The sequence below is a fragment of the Micromonospora parastrephiae genome, assembly GCF_016802865.1.
Classification (GTDB): Bacteria; Actinomycetota; Actinomycetes; order Mycobacteriales; family Micromonosporaceae; genus Micromonospora; species Micromonospora parastrephiae.
The window spans coordinates 1-6,978 of sequence record NZ_JAEVHM010000238.1 but is presented as its reverse complement, the minus strand read 5'-3'; the positions used below and the strand labels follow the sequence as shown (position 1 = coordinate 6,978).

General features: G+C 72.1%; 9 protein-coding genes. 4 read left to right on the top strand and 5 right to left on the bottom strand.

The window, feature by feature from the left end; all coding sequences use genetic code 11:
- Positions 1 to 28 precede the first annotated feature (28 nt).
- The 4 genes from JNW91_RS28070 to JNW91_RS28055 are packed head-to-tail and all read right to left on the bottom strand — an operon-like array spanning position 29 to position 2,709.
- Positions 29 to 1,120 carry a hypothetical protein gene (locus JNW91_RS28070; RefSeq protein ID WP_203178472.1) on the bottom strand — a complete coding sequence of 364 codons (1,092 nt, stop codon included), beginning with the start codon at positions 1,118 to 1,120 and terminating at the stop codon, positions 29 to 31.
- Positions 1,120 to 1,860: an RAD23 family protein gene (locus JNW91_RS28065; RefSeq protein ID WP_203178470.1), complete on the bottom strand. Its 741-nt coding sequence runs from the start codon at positions 1,858 to 1,860 to the stop codon at positions 1,120 to 1,122. Before JNW91_RS28065 ends, JNW91_RS28070 begins: the two co-directional genes overlap by 1 nt.
- 10 nt (positions 1,861 to 1,870) lie before the next feature.
- Positions 1,871 to 2,158 (bottom strand): hypothetical protein, encoded by a 288-nt coding sequence (locus JNW91_RS28060; protein ID WP_112604566.1) that lies wholly within the window; start codon positions 2,156 to 2,158, stop codon positions 1,871 to 1,873.
- Entirely contained in the window at positions 2,155 to 2,709 is a 555-nt protein-coding gene (locus JNW91_RS28055) for a hypothetical protein (RefSeq protein ID WP_309244506.1), read from the bottom strand. Before JNW91_RS28055 ends, JNW91_RS28060 begins: the two co-directional genes overlap by 4 nt.
- A 491-nt stretch (positions 2,710 to 3,200) precedes the next feature.
- Here JNW91_RS28055 and JNW91_RS32755 point away from each other — a divergent pair, with 491 nt between their 5' ends.
- Together JNW91_RS32755 and JNW91_RS28045 are read left to right on the top strand one after the other, a co-directional pair.
- Complete coding sequence (locus JNW91_RS32755; protein WP_238425840.1) at positions 3,201 to 3,428, top strand: hypothetical protein; 228 nt, start codon at positions 3,201 to 3,203, stop codon at positions 3,426 to 3,428.
- Positions 3,428 to 4,567, top strand: coding sequence for a M23 family metallopeptidase (locus JNW91_RS28045; RefSeq protein ID WP_203178468.1), 1,140 nt, complete (start codon positions 3,428 to 3,430; stop codon positions 4,565 to 4,567). The genes JNW91_RS32755 and JNW91_RS28045 overlap by 1 nt, the downstream gene beginning before the upstream one ends.
- 71 nt (positions 4,568 to 4,638) lie before the next feature.
- Here the strand turns inward: JNW91_RS28045 and JNW91_RS28040 are convergent, their stop codons facing one another.
- The gene (locus JNW91_RS28040) at positions 4,639 to 4,968 is read right to left on the bottom strand and encodes a hypothetical protein (protein ID WP_203178466.1); all 330 of its coding nucleotides are present in this window, start codon (positions 4,966 to 4,968) and stop codon (positions 4,639 to 4,641) included.
- Positions 4,969 to 5,380: 412 nt separating this feature from the next.
- On the opposite strand from JNW91_RS28040, the gene JNW91_RS28035 reads away from it, so the two are divergent.
- The gene (locus JNW91_RS28035; RefSeq protein WP_309244505.1) at positions 5,381 to 5,821 is read left to right on the top strand and encodes a plasmid mobilization protein; all 441 of its coding nucleotides are present in this window, start codon (positions 5,381 to 5,383) and stop codon (positions 5,819 to 5,821) included.
- Between the two features lie 232 nt (positions 5,822 to 6,053).
- Positions 6,054 to 6,978: relaxase/mobilization nuclease domain-containing protein (locus JNW91_RS28030; protein WP_407664396.1), on the top strand; the 925-nt coding region annotated here is incomplete at its 3' end.

Genomic DNA, 6,978 nt, shown 5'->3' with positions numbered 1-6,978 from the left:
GACCAAGACAGCCTTCGGGACACCACCGCTAGCTGGCCGCGCCGCTGGAGGCTCCAGCCCCCGCTGCTGCGCTGCCGGCCCCTGCCGTCCCAGCGCCGCTGGAGCCTGCCGTGCCTGCGCCGCCGCCGGACGGTCGGGGTGCTGGCGCGGACGGTGCTGCGCCACCTGGGCGGCCTGGGCCGCCGGGGGATCCCGAGCTGCCAGTGCTGCCGCTGGATCCGCCACCAGCGCCGCTGAGACGGAGCGCCCCAGACGCGAGCTGCCCGGCGCCGGACGCGGCGGCGACCGCGACGCCACTGCTTCCGCCACCGGAGGACAGCACCGACACGGCCGGGGCGATGAGCCGCATGAGGGCGGGCAACGCCACGATGGCCATGCAGAACATCACCATGCCGGTGAGCACGTCGGTCAGGGTCTGACCCTGACCGAGCCAGAACACCGTGGCGTAGATCGTGGCTGCGGCGGGCTTGTAGAGCAGCAGGGCGAGCAGCCAGGTGAGGTATCGGCTCCGTACCGAGCCGCCCACTGCGGCGGCGGCCGGGAGTAGCCCGGCGAGCAGGACCAGGCCGGCGTTGCGGGCCAGCAGCAACAGCAGTTGCACCATCGAGGACAGGAACACCATGATCGAGATGCCGATCACCACGATGGCCGGCATTCCGCCGGTTGCGGCGGCGGGGGCGAGCAGCAGGAGCCGCTTGCCGAGGTCACCGTTGGCGGAGGCGCTGAGGATCCAGTCGGCGTAGGCGTCACCGATTTCGATGAGTAGTTGCACCGCCGGCACACCGGCTCCGGCGAGCACGACCAGCGTGACCAGGTTCTTGGTGAGCGTGCCGGCCTCCTGGCCGTTGCGCTGCCACGCGATCTTGAGTGCGGCGAACAGCACCGTGCCCACGGCGATCGCCGCGACCGCCCAGTTGGTGTAGGCGCGCAGATGTTGGACCGCTCCTTCGGTCTGCGACACCACCGGGGTGGGGATGGACAGCCACCCGGTGACCAGCGTTTTGAGCATCTCCGCGGCGGCCTGCGACGACTGCTCGGCCAGTTCGTCCAGGAACCGGCCGGCGGTGCTATCGAGGACCTGACCGGGGATGCACAGCGGATTGACGGGGTTGCAGGCCACTACCGAGCACCCCATTCGACGACGCCGGTGAGATCGTTGGTCACCCGATTGAGCGAGATCCACGCCCCACCGGGAGGGGCCTGCATACGCCAGTCGCCATCGCTCCACAGCAGGGTCAGCGTCAGCACGTGGTAGCGCGCCGTGCCTGCTGACGGGGCGCGCAGCACCAGGCCGATCACGGCGGTGTCGGGGGTGTAGGACTGGTACTGGTAGCCGGCGATCTGGCTCAGCTCACCGGGCTCGGACGAGTCGTCGGGGTTGTCGCGCAGCGCGGCCAGGAGCTGCTCTCGGTCGCTGCTGGAAACGAACTGGCGCTGGACGGTGGGCTCCCAGGAGTCGCGACCTGCGGAGGGGGCCGATCGCACCATGAGCTGCGCGGCCGCCATGAGAGCGCCCTCGGGGGTGTGGGCGTAGCTGGCGGCGGTCCCGCCGGAGATGCGGGTGGGGCCGGCCGTCGCGCTGACGGGTACGGCGGTCTGACCGACCAGCTCCCACCGCACACCGGCCGGTGCGGTGGTCGGTACGGCGGTGGGCAGGTCCTGCGGCGGTGTGGCCTCGCTCGGGGCGAGGGTCGCTGGCGGCGGCGTGCCGGTGGTGCTGCGGTCATCGCCGCCCGAGGCGATGGCGACCACCACGCCGGCGATGACGACGATCAGCACGAGCACCGCGGAGGCGATGAAGCCGGGCCTCGTCCACGGCGGACGATCGGCGAAGTCCTGGGTTGCAGACGAGCGCGGCACGATGTTCCCCCTAGATCAGCGCGGAGACCACCGCGGATGCGCTTCCGATGAGAATGCAGGCGGCGAAGACCCAGCCGAGCGCCGAGACGTTGGTGTCGTCGCCGCGGCGGTGCGCCAGCGCCATCTTCCCGGCGGTGACGAGCACCCCACCGACGCACGCGGCGACGGCGAGGTTCGCGATCCACTTCAGGATCGTGAGGACCTTGTCGCCGACGCCGGGCGGTGACTCGCCGCTTCCCGGGTCGGGTACGGCGGCCGCCAGCGTCTGGAGCTGATCCAGGTGGTCTATCAGGGTCATCGTGTGCCTTCCCGGGGTGCGATCTTCTGCCAGATTGCGGTGCGCAACGCCTCGACGTCCGGGGGAGCGCCGACGTCGCGGGGGTCATCGGCGGCGAGCAAGGCGTCGACCCAGCCGACGCGCCAGATCTGCGGGGTCCATCCGCGTAGCAGCTGCAGCCGCTCGGTGGCGATGCGCGGTGGCCGCCGCGGTGATGCGGCGACCGCGACGACGCCCAGCAGCGTCATGGAGCCGGACATTCCCGCGCGTCGGCGCCACTGCTCGATGGCACCGGTCGCCGCCCAGGTGCCGGCTGCGGACGCCCGGCACACCAAGACCACCCGTGCTTCCGGCGTCGCCGGTGTCAGCATGGGCCAGCCCTGGCCGAAGTCCAGTCCGAAGCCGACCAACCGGGCCAGGGTGCTCACGCCGGCACCGCCGTGACATCCGACCCACCACACTGGCGGCCACGCGTCGAGATTCGGCGGAATCAGGCCGAAGGGCATCGCCGGGGCGATCCCGGGACGCGTGCGAGACGCGCCGACAGCGGCTGCCTTCACCAGCGATCCCACCGGCGCGCGCCGCTACTCCCCGTCATACGATGCCTCCCCCGTGTTCCAAGGTCACCGACGAGTACCAGACAGTAGCACTGCGTTTGTGAATGGATCTATGGTGTTGGCTCTGCCGCGATAGGACGCGAAAGGCACCACGGGGGAGGCGTCGAATGGCACGCAGACCACGCGCATTCTTGCGCGCCCATGAAAAGCATCGATGGGGGCGCGCCGCCGGTGGCCTTGCCTTCGCCGGGCTGGTGATGGGCGGCTGCGTGAACGCGGCTGAGCCGGGCACGGCAGCGCCGCAGCGCAGCGGTCCCGTCTACCCGACGGCCGCTGCCGCCGGCACCTCACCGTCAGCGGCAAGGGAGCGGCCAGGGACGGACGACCACGACCACGAGTCGGTCCCGGTAAAGCCGCCACCGGCGGCGCAAGCACCACCGGTCGTGGTGGCGTTCGCCGCGGCGTGGGCGCGACCCGATTTGCCGGCCGATGCGTGGTGGCGGGGCGTGACCCCGATGTGCGACGACGGCTTCGCTCACTCGCTGCGCACGGTGGATCCGGCGCGGGTGCCGGCGACACGGGTGACGGGCCGACCCGTGGCCACGCAAGGGCCGTCCGGTGGCGCGGCGGTGTACGAGGTGGCCACGGATGCGGGCACGTTGACGGTCACGCTCGCGGCGGTCGACGGCCGGTGGGTGGTCACCGGCAATGACTTCGTCCGGGCGGTGAGCTGATGGACCGCAAGCCGGTCGCGATGGGCGTCGGTGTTGTGGCGGTGGTGATGCTGGTGTGCGGCGCCACGGTCGGGTTGCCGATGCTGATGTTCGGCCAGGCGGACGCGGAAGCCGCCGCCTGTGAAGTGCCATCGCTGCCGGGGTCATCTCCGGTGCCGGGAGCCGGACGGTGGGACAGCGTCGCGACGACGAACGCGGCAACCATCGTCGCGGTCGGCCAGCAACGCCAGGTGCCGCCGCGCGGTTACGTCATCGCGCTGGCGACCGCGATGCAGGAGTCCACGCTGCGCAACCTGGCTAACGCCAAGGTGCCCGAGTCGCTGGCCCTTCCACACGAGGGCGTGGGTCGCGACCATGACTCCGTCGGGCTTTTCCAGCAGCGCCCCGGGTGGGGCAGCGTGCGGGAGCGGATGACGCCCACCTACGCGGCGGGGAAGTTCTACGAGGCGTTGGTCAAGGTCGACGGTTGGCAGCAGATGCGGCTGACCGACGCGGCGCAGGCTGTGCAGCGCTCCGGTCTGCCGGAGGCGTACCAGAAGTGGGAGGGCGACGCGGAGCAGCTCGCCGCGCTCGTGCTCGGCCTGCCGGACATCGACGACATCGGCGGGGGTGCGCCGATCGCCCCGTGCGGCGTCGACGACCTTGGCCCGGTGCCGGTCGGTCCGGGCGGCTGGGTTCAGCCGATCAGGGCCCCCGTCAACAGCGGCTTCGGTCAACGCGGGCGCAACTTCCACGCCGGTGTGGACATGTCGAAGGCCGACGTGCGAGGCGACGCGATCCGCGCGGCGTCGACCGGCGTCGTCGAGCAAGTCAAGTGCGACTGGTACACCACGTGCGACCGCGACGGCCACACCAGGGCGCGGGGATGCGGCTGGTACGTCGACATCCGCCACCCGGGCAACATCGTCACCCGCTACTGCCACATGATCCAGCGACCTGAGGTGACGATCGGTCAGCAGGTCACCGCAGGAATGGTCATCGGGTTCGTGGGCAACAGCGGCGGCAGCTCCGGGCCGCACCTGCATTTCGAGGTGCACCTCAATGTCCCACCAGGGCCGTTCCACGCCAGCCGCGACAACGCCGTCGACCCGGTGCCGTTCATGCGCGCCCAGGGCGTGCCTCTGGGGCCGGCCGCGTGAGCAGGTTCAGCACGACGGCCTCCCCCGCCGCAGCGAAGGAGGCCGTCGACGTACCAGCGGGTTCGCCCGTACTACGGCTGGGCAGCCTCATCGGCCACGGCGGTCTGTTCGCCGCGCGAGGGCGGCGTCGCCGGCCGCGGTGCACGGCGACGCCGGGACGGGGCGGACTCCGGCGCGTCCAGCCCGAGCTTGGCCAACTCGCTCTCCGTCCAGCCGCCCTGCACGGCGGCGGTATACGTGGCGGCGTAGCGACCCATGGCGTCGACCAGCGCTGCGGCGAGTTGGTCGCGTTCGTGCCGCGCGGTGGCGGCCTCGCCGACCAGGTTGGCGCGCTCGCGCAGCAGTTGCAGTGCCGCCTTCTCGGTCTCGCCGCGAACGGCCTTGACGCTCAGTTCGGCCATGGAGTCCTCCCCCGGATGACTGTGCTCTGGTGGCTGTGGACGCCGAGCTTAACCGCCAAGATCGATGCGTGGGGTACCGCTTTTCCACCCTTCCGGCCGGCCGGTGGGGGCGCCATCAGTGCCAGCCGAGGACGTCGACCAGGGTCAAGGGTGGGCCGCAGGCCCATCGCGCAGCGACGCATCGCGCCCTTGATGCTGGGCGTCGTCCGGCTATCGTCTCTGGCCCCCACGGGGTGGGTTCCTGGTGCGCGCCGTCAGCTGCGCTCGATTCGCCCAACGACACAGGCCGCGCACACGCGACCACCCTCCTTCGTCGGAGCAAGTTGGAGTAAAAGTCTGACTTTTCGTCAGACGGGCCGCGCTGCGGCCGGCCGGAACGCGGCGGGTGGCTCCCGTCGGGAGGGTGGTCGACGTGGCTGATTCACCACAGGTCGGCGTGGTCCGCTTCGGTGCCAGCGAACGCCGGAGACGTGCCCACAACGACGATGATCCGCGCGTGCACCGAGTGACCGTGCGGCTGTCTGAGGCGGAACTGGCGGCGGTCGAGGCGAACGCAGCGGCAGCCCGCATGGTCACCTCGGCGTACCTCGCGGAGGCCGGATCGGCGCCGCTCGTGCCCGCCCCGGCCGACCCGGACGGGGTCGAGGTGGGGCCGCTGCTGGTCGAGCTGATGGGCGCGCACCGGCAGGTCCGCGGCGCGGCGCACAACCTGAACCAGGCCGTCGCCCGGCTGCACTCCACCGGTGAACCGGCCGGGGACCTGGCCGCGACGGCGGCGTACCTGACCCGGGTCGCGGCGCGCGTCGACGAGCTGGTGACCGCGATCGCCGCCGCGCAGACGGGCCGGCGCTGATGATCCCGAAGGTCACCTATGGCGCTCGGGTGCGCGGGCTGCTGGAGTACCTGTGGGGTCCCGGGAAGGCCGAGGAACACGTGAACCCGCACCTGGTCGCCGGGTATGACGCCGTGGTGCTGCTCGCTCCGCAGCAGCGCGAACACGACGGCGGGTGGTCGCTGGAGCAGTTGGCGGCACGGTTGGACGCGCCGCAGATCGCCGCCGGTGAGCGCGGGGTGAAGCAGTACGTGTGGCAGTGCTCGCTGAGTCTGCGGCCCAGGAGGGGCAGCTCGACGACGAGACGTGGGGTCGCATCGCGGGCCGGTTCGTGGCCGAGATGGGCTTCACCGGCGACGCGGAGCGGGCCGGGTGTCGGTGGGTCGCGGTGCGCCACGGCCTGTCGGCCAAGGGCAACGACCACGTGCACCTGGTCGTCACTCTGGCCACCGAGGACGGGGCGCCGGTGTGGCTGCGTCAGGACAAGCGGCGCAGTCAGCAGGTCGCCGACCTGATCGAGGACGAGTTCGGGCTGGGCAAGTGGACGCCCGGCCGTGCCGGCGCGACCCGCCGTCCGGAGCTGACCCGCCCCGAGGTCGACCGGGCCCGGCGCGGCGAGCAGGCACCGGACCGGGAGCTGCTGCGCCGGCAGGTCCGGGCAGCTCTGGCGGGTGCCGACAGCGAAGCCGAGTGGGTGGCTCGGATGAAGGGCGCCGGGCTGCTGGTCGCTGCCCGCACTGCGGCGAAGGACCGCGATCGGGTGGTCGGGTACGCCGTCGCGCTGCGACCTTCGGGGGCCGGTGAGCCACGCTGGTACGCCGGTCGCAGCCTGGACGGCGACCTGAGTTTGACTCAGATTCGCAAGCGGTGGCCCGACACGGAGCGGCCCTCGGCGAGTCAGTGGAAGGCGGCGGATTCTGCGGAATCGCGGCTGCGGGGTGAGGACCGGATGGCGGTGTGGCGGTCGTCCGCGCTCGCGTTGGAGGCGATCAGCGCTCGGTTGGCCAGCGTCGCGCCGGGCTCACCACAGTGGCCGACGGTGGCCAGGGCGAGCGCGGAGCTGCTCGCGCGGGTCGCGGCGGCGGCCGAGCCTTCGGGGCAGGGGCCGGTGACCCGGGCGGCGAACAGCCTGGCCCGCGCGGCGGCACCACCGCGGCGACCGCCGCCGGCGACAGGGG

What these genes read in the sequence shown, in the direction of transcription:
- JNW91_RS28060 (WP_112604566.1), bottom strand. Translation starts at nt 2,158, where the DNA reads ATGACCCTGATAGACCACCTGGATCAGCTCCAGACGCTGGCGGCCGCC.
- JNW91_RS28045 (WP_203178468.1), top strand. Translation starts at nt 3,428, where the DNA reads ATGGACCGCAAGCCGGTCGCGATGGGCGTCGGTGTTGTGGCGGTGGTG.
- JNW91_RS28040 (WP_203178466.1), bottom strand. Translation starts at nt 4,968, where the DNA reads ATGGCCGAACTGAGCGTCAAGGCCGTTCGCGGCGAGACCGAGAAGGCG.